The sequence below is a fragment of the Pseudomonas sp. SIMBA_068 genome, assembly GCF_046534705.1.
In the GTDB taxonomy this organism is placed as follows: domain Bacteria; phylum Pseudomonadota; class Gammaproteobacteria; order Pseudomonadales; family Pseudomonadaceae; genus Aquipseudomonas; species Aquipseudomonas putida.
The window spans coordinates 1-255 of sequence record NZ_JAWRYI010001024.1; the positions used below are offsets into that span (position 1 = coordinate 1).

Genomic DNA, 255 nt, shown 5'->3' on the forward strand with positions numbered 1-255 from the left:
GAAGTGCTCGCCGATACGAACTATCGTGCGGGTGCCGATGATCGACGGCGTCGCGCCGGGGCGCTTACGGCGACCGCGCGGGAGCGATCGCGATTGATCGCTCAGGCCGAGCGGGCCGAGGCGATGGACAAGGCCATCAAGAACACGTTTCGTCTACAGCAGCCGCTCCACGTCATTATCTGCAGCCGTGGAGAGGACCGGCGCGGGCCGACATCCGACCTTCCCAACTCCACCGCCAGCGTGAAGTTCCGGGAG

The 255-nt window shown here is 65.9% G+C and carries 1 protein-coding gene; it reads left to right on the forward strand.

Features of this window, described 5'->3' with window-relative positions; translation table 11 throughout:
* A partial coding sequence (locus SB756_RS32530) for a hypothetical protein (protein WP_410913568.1) occupies positions 1–255 on the forward strand: 255 nt, incomplete at both ends.